The following is a 19,520-nucleotide window of genomic DNA, read 5'->3' as shown; positions in this document are numbered from 1 at the left end:
CATGGCCTTGGCGGAAGTTCGGGTAGAAGAGGTCGAGCCGATGGACAACGAATCCCAGGCACGTCCCGAAGAATTGCGGCTTCTCGAAGCGCTGCTGTTTGCTTCCAGCGAGCCGCTGGACACCGCGACCCTTGCCAAGCGCATGCCTGATGGCGTCGACGTGAAGGCTGCGCTCGCGCAATTGCAGGCCGAATATGCAACGCGCGGCGTGAACCTCGTGCGCGTTGCCAACAAATGGACCTTCCGCACCGCCGGCGATCTTGCCTGGCTGATGACGCGCGAGAGCACCGAGACCCGTCGCCTGTCGCGTGCGGCGATCGAGGTGCTGGCGATTATCGCCTACCACCAGCCGGTGACCCGCGCCGAGATCGAGGAGATCCGCGGCGTCGTGACCTCAAAGGGCACGCTCGACGTGTTGCTCGAGACCGGCTGGATCAAGCCGCGCGGGCGGCGCAAGACGCCGGGCCGTCCGCTGACTTTCGGAACCACCGAGGATTTCCTGTCGCAGTTCACCCTGGAACATCTCAGCGACTTGCCGGGCCTGGAGGAACTGAAGGGCACGGGTCTTCTGGACTCGCGTCTGCCGACCGGTTTCAGCGTGCCGACGCCGTCGGACGACCCGGCGCTACGTGAGGACGAGGATCCGCTCGAGCCCGGCGAGGATCTGGACCTTGCGCTGGCCCCGGCGCCAGAGCCGGAACCGGAGACGCCGGAACGCGGCGGTGAGAGTAGCGACGAGGGCTGACGGCCCGTCATTCCACGGACTGCCTGCGACCAGTTAACACTAGCAAGATTACGTAGTGCCAACAGCGAATTGGCGCTGCCTAGGTCCTTGTTTTTGACACCTGCGAAGCCTAGGTTTCGGTGAAGATCGGCCGGGTCCCCGGCCACGCGCGTTTGGAGGGTTGCAGGATGGGTTCGCTTAGCATTTGGCACTGGATCTTGGTGATCGCAGTGGTCCTGCTGCTGTTCGGTCGCGGCAAGATTTCGGATTTGATGGGCGACGTGGCGCAGGGCATCAAGGCCTTCAAGAAGGGCATGCAGGACGACGACAAGGTCGCCGACAAGCCCGACCCCGCCAAGTCCATCGAGCACAATGCCGCGCCGACTGCGGCACGCTCCGACGTCGGCAGCAAGGCCGTCTGAGCCAAAGATCGGCAAACGTGGGCGGTCCCGATCCCGTGCATCGAGGATTGGGCCAATCGTGGCTTGCCTGAACGGAAGACTTCATGTTCGACATCGGGTGGAGTGAACTGGTCCTCATCGCGGTCGTTGCGCTGGTTGCCATCGGCCCGAAGGAACTCCCCGGTGTGCTGCGCATGGTCGGCCAATGGATGGGCAAGGCCCGCAAGATGGCCGCCGAATTCCAGGGCCAGTTTCAGGAAGCCATGCGCGAGGCCGAGATGGCCGACCTCAAGAAAAGCTTCGACGAGGTCAAGGAAGCCGCCTCCGGCTTGTCCCGCAACAATCTGATGACTTCGCTCACGAAGGACGTCAACGAGGCGCTGCGCATCGAGGACATCGACAAGCCGGCGGAGACCGCGGCCACACCTGCGATTGAGCCGCCGGCGACTTCAAGCGAAGCGCTGGCGACTTCAAGCGAAGCGCCGGGGACTTCAAGTGAAGTGCCGGGGACTTCAAGTGATGCACCTGTGACGCCGACGACACCGGAAGCCCCGACGCCCGCGACCTTCGTGGAAGCGGAGATCCATGCGGCGGCAAATGAACCGCTCGCGATCACCCGCGAGGTTGAGGCGGCTCCCGTGACTCAGGACACCGCGTTACCCGAAGCGATCAAGGACGCCAAAGCGTCATGACCGACGCCGATATCGAGGCCAGCAAGGCCCCGTTGATGGACCATTTGATCGAGCTGCGCTCGCGGCTGATCAAGGCGCTGCTCGGCTTTGGCATCGCGTTCATCTTCTGCTTCTTCTTCGCCAAGCAGATCTACAACGTGCTGGTCTGGCCGTTCGTGTGGGTCGCGGGGCCCGAGAACTCGAAATTCATCTACACGGCGCTGCTGGAATATTTCATCACCCAGCTCAAGCTGGCGCTGTTCGGTGCGGGCTTCATCTCGTTCCCGATCGTCGCCACGCAGATCTACAAATTCGTGGCGCCCGGCCTCTACAAGCACGAGAAGCAGGCTTTCCTGCCGTATCTGGTCGCGACCCCGATCTTCTTCGTGCTGGGCGCGATGCTGGTCTATTTCGTCGTACTGCCGATGCTGATCCGCTTCTCGCTCGGCATGCAGCAGGCCGGCGGCGCGGAAACCGCGCAGATCGCGCTGTTGCCGAAGGTCGGCGAATATCTGTCGCTGATGATGTCGTTGATCTTCGCCTTCGGCATTGCCTTCCAGCTCCCGGTGATCCTGACGCTCTTGGGCCGGATCGGCATCATCACGTCAAGAATGTTGCGCGAGAAGCGCCGATATTTCATCGTCATCGCCTTCATCATCGCGGCTGTCCTGACCCCGCCCGACGTGCTGAGCCAGTGCTCGCTCGCGATCCCCTTGCTGGCGCTCTATGAGGGCTCGATCATCGCGGTATCGATGGTGGAGAAGAAGGCCGCGGCCTCGCAATCCCAAAGCGGTACGTCGTCCAGCGCCAATCCGGCGGAATAGGGCCAAATCATCCGGTGTCATTTCCTGCGAAAGCGGGGAATCCAGTACGCCGCGGCCCTTCGATGAGTCTCTGACGTCCTTGGAATACTGGATCACCCGCTTTCGCGGGTGACGACAGCCGTGCTAGGGAGACGCGCCGATGGAAACTTTCAACATACTGCGTTGACTGTTTGCACGCTGTCCCAGGACCCACCGCCATGCACGACATCAAGACGATCCGCGACAATCCGCAAGCTTTCGACGCCGGCCTCGCCCGACGCGGTTTGAAGCCGATGTCGGCGTCGCTGCTGGCGATCGACGAGAAGCGGCGGGCGGCGATCCTGGCTTCAGAGCAGGCCCAGGCGCGGCGCAACGCGGCCTCCAAGGAGATCGGCGAGGCGAAGAAGGCGAAGGACGAGGCGCGCGCAGCCAAGCTGATGGCCGAGGTGGCTGAGCTCAAGACCACCATGCCGGAGCTCGAAGCGGCCGCGAAGGGCGCCGACGAGGAGCTGGCAAAAGAGCTGTCGGCGATCCCCAATCTGCCGCTCGCCGAAGTGCCCGACGGCGTCGACGAGCACGGCAACGTGCAGCACCACGTGTTCGGCAACAGGCGCAATTACAACTTCACGCCGAAGCTGCACGACGACCTCGGCAGCGCGCTCGGCTACATGGATTTCGAGGTCGCGGCAAAACTCTCCGGCGCGCGCTTCGTCGTGCTGAAGAAGGGGCTGGCACGGCTCGAGCGTGCGATTGGCCAGTTCATGCTCGACCTGCACACGAACGAGCATGGCTACACCGAGATCAACCCGCCGCTCCTGGTGCGCAACGAAGTCATGTTCGGCACCGGGCAATTGCCGAAATTCGAGGACGACCAGTTCTGGGCGATCAAGGGTGAATTGCTGGCCGCGCCCGACAATGAGCGGCTGCGGACCGAGCGCCTCGGGCTTATTCCGACCGCGGAAGTCTCGCTGACAAATCTCGCGCGCGAATCCATCCTCGACGAGAAGCAGCTGCCGATGCGGCTGACGGCGCTGACGCCGTGCTTCCGCGCCGAGGCAGGCGCGGCGGGGCGCGACACGCGCGGCATGATCCGCCAGCACCAGTTCACCAAGGTCGAGCTGGTCTCGATCACGACGCCCGAGACCAGCAAGGACGAGCTCGAGCGGATGCTCGCCTGCGCCGAGGAGGTGCTGCGGCGCCTCGGCCTGCATTACCGTGTGATGACGCTGTGTGCAGGAGACATGGGCTTTTCGTCGCAAAAGACCTACGACATCGAGGCCTGGATGCCCGGACAGGGCGAGGGCGGCATGTTCCGCGAGATCTCGAGCTGCTCGGTGTGCGGCGATTTTCAGGCGCGACGCATGGATGCGCGCTCGCGCGGGCCGGACGGCAAACCGCGCTTCGTCCATACGCTCAACGGCTCTGGCACCGCGGTGGGCCGCGCGCTGATCGCCGTGATGGAGACCTATCAGCAGGAAGACGGCTCGATCGCCGTGCCAGACGTGCTGCAACCCTATATGGGCGGGCTGAAGGTGGTCGCGCGCGAGTAGGGCGCCCAAAATCGGCTCAATCCCGGGGGCGCGCCGCTTTGGAGCGCGATCCCTCGGGGTTGCGGAGCTCGGACGGGCGGTTATCCTGGGATCGTCCGACTTCTCCAGCGACCGTTCATGGCCCTGCACCGCGACATCTTCTGGATCGGCAGACAGTGGGCCGTGACCGGCTTCGGCATCCAGGCGGTCGACCAACGGTTGCGCGGCGTGCTCGACATCGAGATCGCGCGGCTTTGGGACGACGACTTCGTGCAAAGCAGGCGCGCCAAGCCCGGGCTCAATCTCGAGGATTTTGACAAGGCACTGACGCTCGCGCGCACGCGCTATCCGCAGGCGCCACCGGCGCGAACGCCGGTCCAAGCGGCCATCGAGTTGCCTCCTGCGGCGGCACCCGTTGCGCCACCGCCGAAACCTGCCCCGCCGGTCGTGCTCGCTTTGCGAACTGAAGGCCGGTTGGCGCGCTTCCTGCCGCAGTGGCGCATCCGCCGCTAGGCGAAGGGCCTGCGGACCGCCGTTGGTAAGTTCCAAACAACCCGGAAACTCCCGCATTTCGCCGGTTTGCCTGATCGGTCATAGCCGGATAAGACCTCCTCACGGCACCTCAGGAATCGACCTGACGCATGCGAATTCTGTGCACCAATGACGACGGCATCCACGCGCCCGGCCTCAAAGTCGTGGAGGAGATCGCGCGCGCCCTGTCCGACGACGTCTGGGTGGTGGCGCCGGAGCTCGACCAGTCCGGCGTCTCGCATTCGCTGTCGCTGAACGATCCCTTGCGCCTGCGCGAGGTCGGCCCGCGGCACTTCGCGGTGAGGGGCACGCCGACCGACTGCGTCATCATGGGCGCGCGTCATATCCTCGGTGCGACACTGCCCGACGTCGTGCTGTCCGGCGTCAACAAGGGCCGCAACGTCGCCGAGGACGTCGTCTATTCCGGCACCATCGCAGGTGCGCTCGAAGGCACCATTCTCGGCCTGCCGTCGTTCGCGCTGTCGCAGGAGTTCAGCGTCGAGACGCGCGATCGCCCTCCGTGGGACACCGCGCGCAAATTCGGTTCCGACATCGTGCGCAAGGTGCTCGCGGCCGGCGTGCCCAGAAACACTGTGATCAACGTCAATTTTCCGTCCTGCGCGCCGGAAGAGGTTCTCGGCATCCGCGTGACACGGCAGGGCAAGCGCAATCTCGGCTTCCTCAGGATCGACGAGCGCCGGGACGGTCGCGGTAACCCCTATTTCTGGATCGGTTTCGAGCGCACCGCGATGATGGATCTGCCCGCCGAAGGCACCGACCTCGCCGCGCTGCGCGAGCGCTACATCTCGGTGACGCCGCTCAGGCTCGACCGCACGGACGAAGCGTTTTCGCAGGCGCTCGGCAAGACGCTGAAATAGGGCCGCGTTCGCCGTCGTGAGCGGCCTTCGGCCTGAAGGCTTGGCGACCGCCCAGCAAAAATATCGAAAACAACCCCATGCAAAGGAGCCCCGGGGCTGCAGGTCATGTGCTTCGTTTTTTACGAAATCACTTGACGCGTCGGGCAAATCACTGGCATAAAGCCATCACAGCGACACGCGGAATGGGCCTAGTCGCCGCGCAGCGCGGACTCGATGGTCTTGCCGAGCGCGTCGAGCTGAAACGGCTTTTGCAGCGCCGGCCGGTCGCGATATTGCTCGGGCAGGCCGGACGAGCCGTAGCCGGTGGCAAAGATGAAGGGCCGGCCCCTGGCCTTGATGACGTCGGCGACGGGCGAGATCACCTTGCCGTTGACGTTGACGTCGAGGATGGCGAAATCGAACTCGCTCGACTGGGCAAGCCGCATCGCTTCCGCAATGTCGCCGGCCTCGGCCGCGACCTTATAGCCAAGCTCTTCGAGCATGTCTGCGACCATCATCCTGATCATGACCTCGTCCTCGACGAGGAAAACAGAACCGCCCGAAGGCCGTGTCGCAGTCATCCGTGAGTCCTTGCCCTTCCCATCAAACGTTCGCAGATAAAACCATGCGACGCAACGAGCGTTTGGACAAACCCCGATCTGGAATGGCGGCATGGCCAATTCTGCGTAAAGCAGATTGTGTGGTCAGATGCCGTGGCAGAAGACTATCATGGGTTCCTGAGCCGGAACAAGAATCGTGCGGCTGCGGCGAAGGCCGTACCTGAGCCGCAGGTTCGACCCGGCCGAGATGAAAACGCGACGAAAATTGGCAATGACCACCAATCAGCATCCGCCGGAAAAAATGATGTTTCAGCTTACGCTGCGACGTCGCGGCATCAGCGACCAGGCGGTGCTGCGCACCATGGAGGAGGTGCCGCGCGATCTGTTCGTCGAGGCGGCTGATCGGGTGGACGCCTACCGCGACAGTGCGTTGCCGATCGCCTGCGGGCAGACCATCAGCCAGCCCTTCGTCGTCGCCTACATGACCGAACAACTTCAGTTGCAGAAGCAGCATCGCGTGCTGGAGATCGGCACGGGCTCCGGCTACCAGGCCGCGGTGCTGTCGCGGCTTGCCGGGCATGTCCTGACGGTCGAGCGCTATCGAAAACTCGCCGATACGGCGCGTGCCCGGCTAGAGAAGCTCGCCTGCCACAATGTGGAGGTGATGCTCGGCGACGGTCTCGATCTGCCCGCCAATATCGGTCCCTTCGACCGCATCATCGTCACCGCCGCGATGGAGGAGATCCCGGACAATCTGATTGCGCGGCTGGAGGTCGGGGGCGTCCTGATCGCGCCGGTCGGCCCCCATCATGGGGTGCAGACCCTGATCCGCCTGACCCGCACTGAGACGGGGATCGAGCGCAGGGAACTCGTCGATGTCCGCTTCGTCCCGGCACTGCCTGGCGTGGCCCGCGAGCTGTAGAATTCCGGATCGGCTGTGCTGCCAACACCTTATTGGGAGGTTAAGGCGTTATTTACTCGGCGCGTGTTTACTTAAAAAACCAGTTCAGTTGCGTACGAGTGAGTAACCATGTCCGCTCTTGCCGAGTTGCTTTACTCGCGCCGCGTGCCGCAGGTCGCGGTGCTGGCGCTGATCTCGTTCGGTTTCGCCGGATGCAGCGCCGATATGTCGTCGCGGCTTTCGCAATCCAACTTCTCCAACCCCTTCGCTTCCCAGGACTCCACCGGGTCGGTGCAGCAGGCGCCGCCGCAGCGCGAGCTGCCGCAATATGCGCGGCCTCAGACGCAGCCCAGCAATTATCAGTCCCAGCCATTGCCGCCTCCGGCGGTCACTGCGCCGCAATCCTATCCCGTCGCGGGAGGCGGGGGTGTGGCCGGAGGCGGGCGTGGCATGGGGTCCTATACGCCGCCGGCGCAGCCGCATCTTGAAGCCACCGGCACTGTGCCGCCGCGTTCGGTCGCCGCGGCCCGTCCCGCCGGCGGAACCACGATCATTGTCGGCACCAGCGACACGCTCGACGTGCTCGCCAAGCGCTATCGCGTCACTCCGCAGGCGATCCTCGCCGCCAACGGCTACAAGGGCCCGCGCACGCTCTCGCCCGGCCAGCAGCTCATCATACCGCATCCGGCAGCAACCGCCGCAGCGGCTGCGCCGGCAACGGCTCCGGTTGCCGCAGCGCCAGTCGCGGCGCCCGCAGCAAAGCCGATTGTGGCCGTCAGCGCGCCGCCCAGCACCCACTTCGTCAATCGTGGCGACACGCTCGCCAGCATCGCACGCAAGAATCACATTCCGGTGGCTGAGCTCGCGCGCGCCAACGGTCTCGATCCGTCCGCCAAGCTCAAGCTCGGCACCAAGCTGACCGTGCCGGCCGGCAAGGCCGCGGCAGTTGCCGCGACGCCAGCCGCCCCAGTGGCGGTGGCTGCCGCGCCCGTCGTCGCCGCCCAGCAACCCGCGGCGGTCGCAACCGTGCCCGCCACCAGGGTCGCGGCCGCTGCCGCACCAGTACAGAGTGCGCGTCTGGCGCAAGCCACCGCCAACGTCGAAGAGAAGTCCGCCGAGACGCCCGCCAAGGCGGCAGATGCCACCGGCGCGCTGCCGACCTTCCGCTGGCCTGTGCGCGGCAAGGTGATCACGAGCTATGGCGCCAAGACCAACGGCAAGAGCAATGACGGCATCAATCTTGCGGTGCCGGAAGGTACGCCGGTCAAGGCCGCGGAAGACGGCGTCGTCGCCTATTCCGGCAATGAGCTGAAAGGTTACGGCAATCTGGTCCTGGTTCGGCACTCCAACGGCTACGTCACCGCATATGCCCATGCGAGTGAGTTGTTGGTGAAGCGCGGCGATACCATCAAGCGCGGTCAGGTCATTGCCAAGTCGGGTCAATCCGGGGAGGTGGCGTCGCCGCAGCTCCACTTCGAGATCCGTAAGGGATCGAACCCGGTTGACCCGCTTCAATTCCTGAACGGGGCGTGAGGCTCACGCAGCCTCCGCACTATCGCTGTCGTCGCCCGGCTTGCCGTCTTCGCTTACGCTACGCCGGCCTAACACCGAAAGTCCGGCGAAGCCTTTGGCGGAGCCGGGACCGGGCGACCCAGTACGCCGCGGCGGTTGTGCTGAATCTCGATGTCTCTGGAATACTGGATCCCCCGGGGAATGACAGTTGTGCTTGGGGCGACAGGTAGCGCTAGTTCGCCGCCAGCTTGACGCCGAGCCGTCCCGCCAGCTCCTGCACGAACTGCCAGGCGACGCGGCCGGAGCGTGAGCCGCGCGTGGTCGACCATTCCAGGGCCTCGCGCTCCAGCGCCTCATCGTCGACCTTGATGCCGAAATGGCCGCAATAGCCGCGCACCATCGCCAGATATTCGTCCTGGCTGCAGCGGTGGAAGCCGAGCCACAGGCCGAAGCGGTCCGACAGCGAGACCTTCTCCTCGACCGCTTCGCCTGGATTGATCGCGGTGGAGCGCTCGTTCTCGATCATGTCGCGCGCCAGCAGGTGACGGCGGTTGGAGGTGGCGTAGAGGATGACGTTGTCTGGCCGGCCCTCGATGCCGCCTTCGAGCACGGCCTTGAGCGATTTATACGACGCATCATTGCCGTCGAAGGAGAGGTCGTCGCAGAACACGATGAAGCGATAGGACGAGCCACGCAATTGCTCCATCAGCGCAGGCAGCGTCTCGATATCCTCGCGGTGAATCTCGATCAGCTTCAAGCGGTCGGGAGCTTTGCGGTCCGCGTTGATGCCGGCATGCGCCGCCTTCACCAGCGACGACTTGCCCATGCCGCGCGCGCCCCAGAGCAGGGCGTTGTTGGCGGGCAGGGCATTGGCGAAGCGCTCGGTGTTCTCGATCAGGATGTCGCGCATCCGGTCGATCCCCTTGAGCAGGAAAAGCTCGACGCGGCTGACCCGCGGCACCGCCGAGAGGCGGCCGTCCGGATGCCAGACGAAGGCGTCGGCGCGCTCGAACGAGACGGGCGCGGCGGACGCCGGTGCCTGGGTCGAAAGGTGCGCGGCAATGGTCTCGAGCGCACGCACGATGCGCTCCTGCGCGAGATCGGGGGCGGCCGCCGTGGGGCGTTTTGCCGCGAGGTGGGTGGGCTTTCGGGGAGGGGTCTTGGCGGCCCTGGGCCGGGCGGTTTTGTTTGGTTTTTTGGGCATGTCCGAAGTTCCTGAGAATGCAGCCTTTATCGGGCCTGAGCGCCGCCCGCAAGGTTGCCAAATCGTCGGTCTGGCAGCGTTGCAATTGGGACCGCTGCCGCTATAGTCCGCGCGAAATTTGACCGATCCGGCTGGCCTGAGGGGGCCATGCCGGCTTCTCCCGTTCACGAGGATCGTCCGAATGTTCATTACCCCTGCGTATGCCCAGGCCGCGGGCGCCGGCGACACCAACAGCATGTTGATGTCGTTGCTGCCGTTCGCCCTGATCTTCGTGATCATGTACTTCCTGATTCTGCGGCCGCAGCAGAAGAAGGTGAAGGACCACGCCGACCTCGTGAAGAACATCCGCCGCGGCGACACGGTCGTGACCTCGGGCGGCCTCGTCGGCAAGGTCACCAAGGTCGTCGACGACGACCAGATCGAGTTCGAGATTTCCGACGGCGTGCGCGTGCGGCAGATGCGCCAGATGATCTCCGGCGTGCGCGCCAAGGGCGAGCCGGCCAAGGACAGCGCCAAGGAAGACTCGGCGAGCTGATCGCTCGCTCGAGCCTCGCATTCTCCTGATCTGACAGGTTCACTCGATGTTGTATTTCACGCGGTGGAGGGCGCTCGGGATTATCCTGCTAGCGCTGATCGTGTGCCTCTGCGCGGTCCCGAACTTCTTCCCCGAGGCGCAAGTCAAGACCTGGCCCGCCTGGGCGCAGCGCCGGCTCGTGCTCGGCCTCGACCTTCAGGGCGGCTCCTATCTGCTGCTCGAGGTGGACTCCAACTATGTCAAGAAGGAGAAGCTCGACCAGGTCCGCGACGACGCCCGCCGCGTGCTGCGTGAGGCCAAGATCGGCTATACCGGGCTGTCGTCGAAGGGCGATGCGGTCGAGGTCCGCGTCAAGGACACCGACCTTCAGAACGCGCTGTCGAAGCTGCGCGATCTCTCGCAGCCGCTCGGCGGGCTGCTCGGCTCCAACGGCCAGCGCAGCCTGGAGGTCAGTGATGCCGGCGGCGGGCTGATTCGCCTGACCGTGCCGCAGGCCGCCATCACCGAGCGCGTGCGCCAGACCATCGAGCAGTCGATCCAGATCGTCGAACGACGCGTCAACCAGCTCGGCACCGTCGAACCGGTGATCCAGCGGCAGGGCACCGACCGCATCCTGGTTCAGGTGCCGGGCCTCCAGGATCCGACCCGCCTGAAGGAGCTGCTCGGCAAAACTGCCAAGATGGAATTCCGGATGGTCGACACCTCGGTGCCGCCCGACCAGGCTCAGCGGGGCAGCCTGCCGCCCGAATCCGAGCTCCTGATGAGCGCGAGCTCGCCGAAGGTTCCCTATGTCGTGAAGAAGCAGGTGCTGGTCTCGGGCGGCGATCTGACCGATGCCCAGCCGGGCTTCGACCAGCGCACCGGCGAGCCCGTCGTCAATTTCAAGTTCAACACGTCGGGGGCGCGCAAGTTCGCGCAAGCCACGACCGAGAATGTCGGCCTGCCGTTCGCGATCGTGCTCGACAATGAGGTGATCTCGGCGCCCGTCATCCGCGAGCCGATCACTGGCGGGCAGGGCCAGATCTCCGGCAGCTTCACGGTGCAGTCGGCAAACGACCTCGCCATCCTGCTGCGCGCCGGCGCGCTGCCGGCACCACTGACCGTGATCGAGGAGCGCACCGTCGGTCCGGGACTTGGCCAGGACTCGATCGAGAAGGGCGAGCTGGCCGCTTACGTCGGCTCGATCATGGTCATCGTCTTCATGCTGTTGACCTACCGGCTGTTCGGCCTGTTCGCCAACATCGCGGTGACCATCAACGTCGCCATGATCTTCGGCCTGTTGTCGCTGCTCAATGCCACGCTGACGCTGCCCGGCATCGCCGGCATCGTGCTGACCGTCGGCATCGCGGTCGATTCCAACGTGCTGATCTACGAGCGCATCCGCGAGGAGCTGCGCGGTGGCCGCAACGCGATCTCGGCCATCGACGCCGGCTTCAAGCGCGCGCTGGCGACCATCCTCGATTCCAACATCACGACCTTCATTGCTGCTGCCGTGCTGTTCTATATCGGCACCGGTCCGGTGCGTGGCTTTGCCGTGACGCTCGGCATCGGCATCATCACCACGGTGTTCACCGCCTTCACGCTGACCCGGCTGATCGTGGCCGGGTGGGTGCGGTGGAAGCGGCCGCAGAGCGTGCCGATCTAGGAGCCTGATTGTGACTCACTACGTTCTCATCGGGCTTGGCGTCCTCATTGCCATCCTCACCGTGGTCGCGGCCCTTGGCCTGCTGCCGTCGCTGCGCATCGTCCCGGACAATACGCATTTCGACTTCACGCGCTTCCGCCGCATCAGCTTCCCGATCTCGGCGGCGCTGTCGATCGTGGCCATCACGCTGTTCTTCACCCACGGCCTGAATTTCGGCATCGATTTCCGCGGCGGCACGCTTCTGGAAGTGCAGGCCAAGTCCGGCACCGCCGACATCGCGGCGATGCGCACCGCGCTCGATGCCCTAGGTCTGGGCGAGGTCCAGTTGCAGCAGTTCGGCGGCCCCGAGAACGTCCTGATCCGCGTCGCGGAGCAGCCGGGCGGCGACGCCGCCCAGCAGGAAGCGGTGCAGAAGGTGCGCGGCGCGCTCGGTGATACCGTCGAGTACCGCCGCGTCGAAGTGGTCGGTCCGCGCGTCTCCGGCGAGCTTCTGGCCTACGGCATGCTCGGCCTGATGCTGGCGATCGTCGCGATCCTGATCTATCTCTGGTTCCGCTTCGAATGGCAGTTCGCGTTAGGCGCCATGATCGCCAACGTGCACGACATCGTGCTGACGATCGGTTTCATGTCGATCAGCCAGGTCGATTTCGACCTCACCAGCATCGCGGCGCTTTTGACGATTCTCGGCTACTCGCTCAACGATACGGTCGTCATCTACGACCGTATCCGCGAGATGCTGAGGCGCTACAAGAAGATGCCGATGCCGCAGCTCCTCAACGAGTCCATCAACTCGACGCTGTCGCGCTCGATCATCACCCACGTCACGGTGACGCTGGCCTTGCTCGCGCTGCTGCTGTTCGGCGGCCACGCCATCCACAGCTTCACCGCGGTAATGATGTTCGGCGTCGTGCTGGTCGGCACCTACACCTCGATCTTCATCGCAGCGCCGATCCTGATTTATCTGGGCGTCGGCACGCACCGCGAGGATGCGGCGGATACGGCGGCGCCGGCCAAGAAAAATCGGCCATGATCCGAACCGCGTGCCCTCACAAGCGTTTGCGAGGGTACTAAAGCGCGACGAGATTAGGATGAATCGTCATCGCGCTTTAGGTTGTTGTTTGAGCATGATCTCCGCGCAAACGCGTTCCGCCGCATGGGAAAACCGCTTCGCGCTTTGCGCTGACGCGACCCTTCGGGTCAGGATCATGCTTTAGCCAATTCGGACGAATCCCATGGCCGGCGATCCCAACGCTCCACATTTCCCGCGCTCGGCGCCGATCGACGCCTATGGCAAGGGCGGTTTCGCCTTTGCCGGCATGTCGCATCGCGGCTCGCTTCTGTGCCTGCCCGATGCGATCTGGGCCTGGGAGGTCACCGACCCCCGGCAGATCGATCGCTATTCGCTGGAGCGGGTCTTTGCCGCGGCCAACAGCATCGACACGCTCCTGGTCGGCACCGGAAGCGGGGTCTGGCTGCCGCCGCCGGAGCTGCGCCAGGCGCTGAAAGCGGTGAAGGTGGTGCTGGATACGATGCAGACGGGCCCTGCCGTGCGCACCTACAATATCATGATCGGGGAGCGGCGGCGGGTCGCGGCGGCCCTGATCGCGGTGCCATGAGCGGCGGCACGCCAGCGGCCGATGCTGCCGCCTTCTGCGCCGATCTCGTGCGCACCCACGATTTCGCGCGCTACGCCGCGAGCTTGTTCGTGCCCGCCAATGAGCGCCGCGCGCTGCTCGCACTCTATGCCTTCAATGCCGAGATCGTCCGCGTTCGCGATCAGGTGACCCAGCCGCTGCCGGGCGAAATCCGTCTGCAATGGTGGACCGACATGCTGGCCGGCCACGTCCATGGCAGCGCCGAGGGCAATCCGGTCGCCGCTGAGCTTCTGGTCGCGATCCGCGACTACGATCTTCCGGTCGAGCCGCTGTCGCGGCTCGTCGAGGAGCACCAGTTCGATCTCTACAACGATCCGATGCCGACCATGGCGGCGCTGGAGGGCTATCTGACCGAAACGTACTCGGCGCTGTTGTCGCTTGCCGCGCGGATCTGCGCACGGCCGTCGGAGGCCATCGATCATCTCGCTCGTCACGCCGGCCTCGCCCAGGGCCTGGTGCAGGTGATCGCCAGCCTGCCGCGAGATGCCGCGCATCGCCAGCTCTTCGTGCCGCAGCAAGTCCTGGAAGGCCATGGCAGCGCCATCGAGGAGATGTTCGCCGGCAAGGAGACGCCGGCGCTGCGCGCGGCGCTGGATGACCTCACGCGCGAGGCGCGCCAGCATATCGAGACGGCGACCTCGCTGCTGGCGGAGATCCCGCCGCAGGCAAGGCCGGCGTTCCTGCCGCTCGTAACGGCGCGCCGCGATCTGGCGCGCCTGTCACGCGCGGATCGCAATCCCTTCCTGCCGCAGCCGCCGTCGCGGCTAGGAACCCTGTGGGCGCTCTGGCGGGCGTCGCGGTCGCGGCAATTTACCAAATAGCGGCTCCCGTATCGCCGCAGCGGGCCAAATGACCTATATTGGCCTATGGCCGAAACACTCGACACCGCCTCGCACGACACGCCGGATCCAGTGGTCGATCTGAGCGGTCTTCCGGTCACGCTCGCCGACCTGCGCGCAGCTGCGGACGTCGTCCGTGGCGCCATCGTCGAGACGCCCTGCAACTACAGCCGGACGCTGAGCGCGATCTGCGGCTGCGATCTCTGGCTCAAGTTCGAAAATCTCCAGTTCACTTCCTCGTTCAAGGAGCGCGGCGCCCTCAACCGCCTGACCGCGCTCACAGTGGAGGAGCGGCAGCACGGCGTCATCGCGATGTCGGCCGGCAATCACGCGCAGGGCGTTGCCTATCACGCCAAGCGCCTCGGTATTCCCGCGACCATCGTGATGCCGATCGGCACGCCGATGGTGAAGATCGAGAACACCAGGCACCACGGCGCCGAGGTGATCGTCACCGGAGCGACCCTGGAGGAGGCCGCCGCTTTCGCGCGCGAACACGGCGAGGCGCGCGGCATGATCTTCGTGCATCCCTATGACGATCCGCTCGTCATCGCCGGGCAGGGCACGGTCGGGCTCGAGATGCTCAAGGCCGTGCCGGAGCTGGACACGCTGGTCGTCCCGATCGGCGGTGGCGGCTTGATCAGCGGCATCGCCATTGCGGCCAAAGCGCTCAAGCCGAGCCTGCGAATTCTCGGCGTCGAGGCCTGGCTTTATCCCTCGATGTACAACGCCATCCATGACGGCAACCTGCCCGCGCGCGGCGACACGTTGGCCGAAGGCATCGCTGTGAAGTCGCCGGGCAAGATCACGACCGAGATCGTCCGCCGCCTCGTCGACGACATTGCGCTCGTGAACGAGGCCGAGCTCGAACGCGCGGTGGCGGCCCTGATCTCGATCGAGAAGACCGTGGTGGAAGGCGCGGGCGCCGCGGGACTCGCGGCGATCATGAGCGATCCCTCGCGCTTTGCCGGCCAGAAGGTCGGCCTTGTGCTGAGCGGCGGCAATATCGACACGCGGCTGATCGCCTCGGTCCTGACCCGCGAGCTCGCGCGCGAGGGACGGCTGACGCAATTGTCGCTCGACATTCCCGACCGGCCGGGCCAGCTCGCCGCCGTGGCGGCGCTGCTGGCGGAGGCCGGCGCCAACATCATCGAGGTCTCGCACCAGCGGACATTCTCCGACCTGCCGGCCAAGGCGACACTGCTTCAGCTCGTCATCGAGACGCGCGATGCCGCGCATCTCGACGAGGTCATGGCGAAGCTCGGCGCATCCGGCCTGAGCGCGCGCTGCACGTGAGCCGCAGCTAGCTCGAGGGCAAATCCGCCTCGAAATTGAACCGGTCGCGCAAATTCTTGCGCTGCTCCAGAATGTCTTTCAGGAAGGCGCGGTCCTGATCGCTCGTCATCATCGGCTCGATCAGATCGAGCTGGTTCATCGCCACGAGCTGGAGGATCTCGCTGCGCGGCTTGCCGCTGGCATCGCGCGGCAGCGCATGCACGACCTGGATATGCTCGGGCGGCTTTGGTCCCTTCGCAGCCGAGAGCTCGTTGCGAAGCTGGCCTTCGAGCGCCGACTGATCCGCCTCGACGAAGGCGTAGAGCCCGACGCCGGAACGGCGGTCGGCGAAGGCGACGATGGCGGTGTCACGTACGGCCGGATTCTTGCGGATCAGGTCAATGAGCACGGGCGCGTCATTGACGAGCCTGCGGCCACCGCCCTCGCGGTCGGTGAAATTGAAGAGGCCTCGGGTGATCGCGCGATAGATCTTCTTGCCGGTGGCGAGCCAAAGGCTCGCGGCAAAGGATTTCTTCGCGAGGATCTTGCGCTCCCTGGGCGTCAGCGCCTCGGGGGCATAGGAGCGCTTGTGCTTCAACAAATGCCGCAGGTCCTCGTAGGCGAGAATGCGATACAGCCGGCCGCGACGCACAAAGCAGGCAGCGAGCTGGAAGTCGGTCACATAGGCGCGGCCGTCGCGGCCGACCAGCCAGTTCTGCTCCTTCGCAAGATCGTTGTGGCAGATGCCGGCGCGGCGCAGCCGGCGCAGCGCGTCCTTGGCGGAACGGAAATAGGCGACATTGCCATGCGGCTTGGCCAGATGCAGCGCGACGCCGTCAACGAAGCCGCGGACCAGCGCGCGGCGGCCGGCCCAGAGCAGCTCAGGACCGACGTTCAAGCCCTTTGCCAGCGCCAGCGCGTGCTTCTCGCGCGCGAAGAGATGGCGTGCCAGCACGAACGACCACCACGGCACCTCGTCGAGCCGGCGCAGTACCGCATCGACCTCTCCGTGCTCACTCTTGAAACGGCCGCGCTCGACAGTCGAGAACACGTCGCGCTTCAAGAGCACGCCGTCGGTCCAGCGCGCCGCGAGCACCGCGGCGTCTTCTTTGGGTAGACTCATGACAGGTTCACGCCGCTGCGGCGATGTTTTGGTTGTCGGCGATCCAGCGATCGAGATCGGCAAGCGCCCGCGCGCTCAGTGCCTGCTTCTTGGCGACCGTCTTCTCGTTGCCGCGCAGCCGCGTGCCATCAGGTTTTTTGGTCGGCAGTGCAGCGAGCGGCGGGAACAGACCGAAATTGATGTTCATCGGCTGGAACGAGCGCGTGCCCGGCTCGATGGTCTCGATATGACCACCGGTGATGTGTCCGAGCAGAGAGCCCAATGCGGTCGTCTCCGGCGGGCTCGTGAGCTGCTGGCCACGCGCGTCTGCTGCCGCATAGAGGCCTGCGATCAGGCCCACGCTGGCCGATTCCACATAGCCCTCACAGCCCGTCATCTGACCCGCAAAGCGCAGCCGCGGCTGCGCGCGCAGACGAAGCTGGCCGTCGAGCAGCTTTGGCGAGTTGAGGAAGGTGTTGCGGTGCAAGCCGCCGAGGCGGGCGAATTCGGCGTTCTGAAGGCCCGGAATGCTGCGGAAGATGCGCTGCTGCTCGCCGTACTTCAATTTCGTCTGGAAGCCGACGATGTTGTAGAGCGTGCCGAGCTTGTTGTCCTGGCGAAGCTGCACGATCGCGTACGGCTTGGTCGTCGGATCGTTCGGATTGGTCAGTCCGACCGGCTTCATCGGGCCATGACGCAACGTCTCGGGCCCGCGCTCGGCCATCACCTCGATCGGCAGGCAGCCGTCGAAATAGGGCGTGTCGGTCTCCCACTCCTTGAACTCGGTCTTCTCGCCCGCAATCAGCGCGGCGACGAAGCCGTCATACTGCTCCCTCGTCATCGGGCAGTTGATGTAGTCGGCGCCATTGCCGCCGGGGCCGACCTTGTCATAGCGCGACTGGAACCATGCAACCGACATGTCGATGGAGTCGCGGTGCACGATCGGCGCGATCGCATCGAAGAAGGCGAGCGCGCTCTCATCGGTCAGCTCGCGGATCGCATCCGCCAGGGCTGCGGAGGTGAGGGGGCCGGTCGCGACGATCACATTGTCCCAGTCGGCCGGCGGCAGGCCGGCGACCTCGCCGCGGGCGATCTCGATCAGCGGATGCTCATTCAGCGCCTTGGTCACGGCGGCCGAAAAGCCGTCGCGGTCGACGGCCAGTGCGCCGCCTGCGGGCACCTGGTTGGCATCCGCCGCGCGCATGATCAGCGAGCCGAGGCGACGCATTTCGGCGTGCAGGAGGCCGACGGCGTTGTTGGCGGCATCGTCGGAGCGGAACGAATTCGAGCAGACGAGCTCGGCGAGCCCGTCGGTGCGGTGAGCCTCGGTCATGCGGCTCGGCCGCATCTCGTGCAGCACCACGGCTACGCCTGATTTGGCGACCTGCCAGGCGGCTTCGGAGCCGGCGAGGCCCGCGCCGATGATGTGAACGGTCTTGGAGGTAAGTGTCTTGGAGTGCGATCCTGTCATGGGCGCGACAGGTAGCGCTTTTCAGTGCCCAGTGGAATCGCCGTGATGGCGTTTCTCACCCCAGAAACGACAACGCCCGCACGAGGCGGGCGCTATCGGTTGGTCCGGTCCGCGACGGGCAATCAGCCCTTGTAGGAGCCGGCGGCAACGCGCGGGATGTCCGAACGGTCGATACCGATGTCGGAAAGCTCGCGATCGCTGAGCTGCGAGAGTTCAGCGACATTGCGCTGATAGTCCCGGAACGCCTGGATCATACGGATGAACGAGAGCAGCATGGTAGTCTCCTGTAGTTCGATTCAGCCTTTGACCTCGGCCTCATCGTTGAAATGAATATAGATGGGACTATCGCACTGCGGAAGTTCCGATGTTGCGATGCAGCTAAGCGGATGACGCATAGCATAGGCAAGGGATGATTAACTGATTGGCTCTTATGCCCACGAGCCGCGCCGGCTGTTCATGGAATGCAACAAACTCCCGTGAAATCACGGATTTATAGGATTCGAGGCGAGTTCCCCTCATTGCGGAAATATGACGCATTTTGCCCTTCCGCAAGCCGCCAGGCGGAATTCGTCCCTCTTCCCCGTATGCGCGAGCTGCATGCTAGATTGTTCATAGAACTGAGCATTGGTTCACTATTTGCTGAAAGCGTGCGGGCCGAAGGCTGCATTTTTGGCCGCTTGGATGCTGGGACTGCCCAGTTCGATTCGACTCGGAGCGGACATCGGGGTTCCCGCCTGAGCTTGGTCACTGAATCATTCTCGGCTTGGACCCCCACCGTGTCTCCCTTCATGCTGCGCTGCGGCGCACGCACGCCCAGCGTGCAGGTTCAAAATTACAAAATCGTAATGAAAATCAGAAATTTCGCATGAGGCTCTGCACTCTGCGCAACATCACGCAATTCTCGCGGGGAATTCATCTCGAAAATTGCGCCAGCTGACGAACAATCTCATCCGCAGAGTCCGGCAATGAATGTCGGGCTGCATAACGATAAGAGAAGGAAGGTAACAATGAAGACGTTACTCGGGGTCATCGCAATCGCCGCAGTCGCTTTCGCGGTCGCTCCCGCGCAGGCCGCGAAGAAAATGGGCGGATGCAGCGCGACCAATCTCGAACAGACCGAGACCGCGATCGAGAACATGTCCGATGGTGACAGCAAGATCACCGCGCAGAAGGAGATCGCTGCGGCTCAGGACGCGCTGTTGAACGGCAAGATGGGTGTGTGCGGCGCGCACCTCAACAAGGCGATCCACGCCACCGCGGGCAAGTGAACGCCAGGGAACAAGGGGGGCCGGTCGCGACGCGATCGGC

The 19,520-nt window shown here is 64.7% G+C and carries 21 protein-coding genes; 16 read left to right on the top strand and 5 right to left on the bottom strand.

What is annotated here, in order from left to right:
- The first annotated feature begins 1 nt into the window (after position 1).
- The 7 genes from scpB (at position 2) to surE (ending at position 5,537) form a co-directional block, all read left to right on the top strand.
- Positions 2-745, top strand: a complete 744-nt coding sequence (gene scpB, locus QA640_RS24735) for an SMC-Scp complex subunit ScpB (protein WP_283035549.1) — start codon at positions 2-4, stop codon at positions 743-745.
- A gap of 167 nt (positions 746-912) precedes the next feature.
- Complete coding sequence (locus QA640_RS24730) at positions 913-1,146, top strand: twin-arginine translocase TatA/TatE family subunit (RefSeq protein ID WP_027527371.1); 234 nt, start codon at positions 913-915, stop codon at positions 1,144-1,146.
- 83 nt (positions 1,147-1,229) lie between these two features.
- Positions 1,230-1,817, top strand: coding sequence for a Sec-independent protein translocase protein TatB (tatB, locus tag QA640_RS24725; RefSeq protein ID WP_283035548.1), 588 nt, complete (start codon positions 1,230-1,232; stop codon positions 1,815-1,817).
- Complete coding sequence (gene tatC / locus QA640_RS24720) at positions 1,814-2,620, top strand: twin-arginine translocase subunit TatC (RefSeq protein ID WP_283035547.1); 807 nt, start codon at positions 1,814-1,816, stop codon at positions 2,618-2,620. Before tatB ends, tatC begins: the two co-directional genes overlap by 4 nt.
- 197 nt (positions 2,621-2,817) lie before the next feature.
- Positions 2,818-4,149, top strand: coding sequence for a serine--tRNA ligase (serS, locus tag QA640_RS24715; RefSeq protein WP_283035546.1), 1,332 nt, complete (start codon positions 2,818-2,820; stop codon positions 4,147-4,149).
- A gap of 117 nt (positions 4,150-4,266) precedes the next feature.
- Positions 4,267-4,641 carry a hypothetical protein gene (locus QA640_RS24710; RefSeq protein WP_283035545.1) on the top strand — a complete coding sequence of 125 codons (375 nt, stop codon included), beginning with the start codon at positions 4,267-4,269 and terminating at the stop codon, positions 4,639-4,641.
- Between the two features lie 128 nt (positions 4,642-4,769).
- Positions 4,770-5,537, top strand: coding sequence for a 5'/3'-nucleotidase SurE (surE, locus tag QA640_RS24705; protein ID WP_283035544.1), 768 nt, complete (start codon positions 4,770-4,772; stop codon positions 5,535-5,537).
- 188 nt (positions 5,538-5,725) lie between these two features.
- On the opposite strand, the gene QA640_RS24700 is transcribed toward surE, so the two are convergent.
- The gene (locus tag QA640_RS24700; RefSeq protein ID WP_283035543.1) at positions 5,726-6,097 is read right to left on the bottom strand and encodes a response regulator; all 372 of its coding nucleotides are present in this window, start codon (positions 6,095-6,097) and stop codon (positions 5,726-5,728) included.
- 250 nt (positions 6,098-6,347) lie between these two features.
- Here QA640_RS24700 and QA640_RS24695 point away from each other — a divergent pair, with 250 nt between their 5' ends.
- Together QA640_RS24695 and QA640_RS24690 are read left to right on the top strand one after the other, a co-directional pair.
- Positions 6,348-6,998 (top strand): protein-L-isoaspartate(D-aspartate) O-methyltransferase, encoded by a 651-nt coding sequence (locus QA640_RS24695; RefSeq protein ID WP_283035542.1) that lies wholly within the window; start codon positions 6,348-6,350, stop codon positions 6,996-6,998.
- A 108-nt stretch (positions 6,999-7,106) separates the two neighbouring features.
- Positions 7,107-8,510 (top strand): LysM peptidoglycan-binding domain-containing M23 family metallopeptidase, encoded by a 1,404-nt coding sequence (locus tag QA640_RS24690; protein ID WP_283035541.1) that lies wholly within the window; start codon positions 7,107-7,109, stop codon positions 8,508-8,510.
- A gap of 211 nt (positions 8,511-8,721) precedes the next feature.
- Here QA640_RS24690 and QA640_RS24685 read toward each other — a convergent pair whose 3' ends face one another.
- Entirely contained in the window at positions 8,722-9,693 is a 972-nt protein-coding gene (locus tag QA640_RS24685; protein WP_283035540.1) for an ATP-binding protein, read from the bottom strand.
- Between the two features lie 181 nt (positions 9,694-9,874).
- Here QA640_RS24685 and yajC point away from each other — a divergent pair, with 181 nt between their 5' ends.
- From yajC to QA640_RS24655, 6 genes are all read left to right on the top strand, one after another.
- Positions 9,875-10,228, top strand: a complete 354-nt coding sequence (gene yajC / locus QA640_RS24680) for a preprotein translocase subunit YajC (RefSeq protein WP_283035539.1) — start codon at positions 9,875-9,877, stop codon at positions 10,226-10,228.
- A gap of 46 nt (positions 10,229-10,274) precedes the next feature.
- Positions 10,275-11,873, top strand: coding sequence for a protein translocase subunit SecD (gene secD, locus QA640_RS24675; protein ID WP_283035538.1), 1,599 nt, complete (start codon positions 10,275-10,277; stop codon positions 11,871-11,873).
- Between the two features lie 10 nt (positions 11,874-11,883).
- On the top strand, positions 11,884-12,903 hold the full coding sequence (gene secF / locus QA640_RS24670) for a protein translocase subunit SecF (RefSeq protein ID WP_283035537.1): 1,020 nt from the start codon (positions 11,884-11,886) through the stop codon (positions 12,901-12,903).
- Positions 12,904-13,105: 202 nt separating this feature from the next.
- Positions 13,106-13,489 (top strand): MTH938/NDUFAF3 family protein, encoded by a 384-nt coding sequence (locus QA640_RS24665; RefSeq protein ID WP_283035536.1) that lies wholly within the window; start codon positions 13,106-13,108, stop codon positions 13,487-13,489.
- Complete coding sequence (locus QA640_RS24660; RefSeq protein WP_283035535.1) at positions 13,486-14,349, top strand: phytoene/squalene synthase family protein; 864 nt, start codon at positions 13,486-13,488, stop codon at positions 14,347-14,349. The genes QA640_RS24665 and QA640_RS24660 overlap by 4 nt, the downstream gene beginning before the upstream one ends.
- 45 nt (positions 14,350-14,394) lie before the next feature.
- Positions 14,395-15,660 (top strand): threonine ammonia-lyase, encoded by a 1,266-nt coding sequence (locus QA640_RS24655; RefSeq protein WP_283035534.1) that lies wholly within the window; start codon positions 14,395-14,397, stop codon positions 15,658-15,660.
- A gap of 7 nt (positions 15,661-15,667) precedes the next feature.
- On the opposite strand, the gene QA640_RS24650 is transcribed toward QA640_RS24655, so the two are convergent.
- The 3 genes from QA640_RS24650 to QA640_RS24640 form a co-directional block, all read right to left on the bottom strand.
- Positions 15,668-16,762 (bottom strand): serine/threonine protein kinase, encoded by a 1,095-nt coding sequence (locus tag QA640_RS24650; RefSeq protein ID WP_283035533.1) that lies wholly within the window; start codon positions 16,760-16,762, stop codon positions 15,668-15,670.
- A 7-nt stretch (positions 16,763-16,769) separates the two neighbouring features.
- Complete coding sequence (gene trmFO, locus QA640_RS24645) at positions 16,770-18,212, bottom strand: methylenetetrahydrofolate--tRNA-(uracil(54)-C(5))-methyltransferase (FADH(2)-oxidizing) TrmFO (protein ID WP_283035532.1); 1,443 nt, start codon at positions 18,210-18,212, stop codon at positions 16,770-16,772.
- 122 nt (positions 18,213-18,334) lie between these two features.
- Entirely contained in the window at positions 18,335-18,487 is a 153-nt protein-coding gene (locus QA640_RS24640) for a DUF1127 domain-containing protein (protein ID WP_283035531.1), read from the bottom strand.
- Positions 18,488-19,219: 732 nt separating this feature from the next.
- On the opposite strand from QA640_RS24640, the gene QA640_RS24635 reads away from it, so the two are divergent.
- Positions 19,220-19,480, top strand: a complete 261-nt coding sequence (locus QA640_RS24635; RefSeq protein ID WP_283035530.1) for a hypothetical protein — start codon at positions 19,220-19,222, stop codon at positions 19,478-19,480.
- Positions 19,481-19,520 lie beyond the last annotated feature (40 nt).

It is taken from the genome of Bradyrhizobium sp. CB82 (assembly GCF_029714405.1).
In the GTDB taxonomy this organism is placed as follows: domain Bacteria; phylum Pseudomonadota; class Alphaproteobacteria; order Rhizobiales; family Xanthobacteraceae; genus Bradyrhizobium.
The sequence above is the reverse complement of the archived record's forward strand: the minus strand, read 5'-3'. Positions and strand labels throughout refer to the sequence as shown.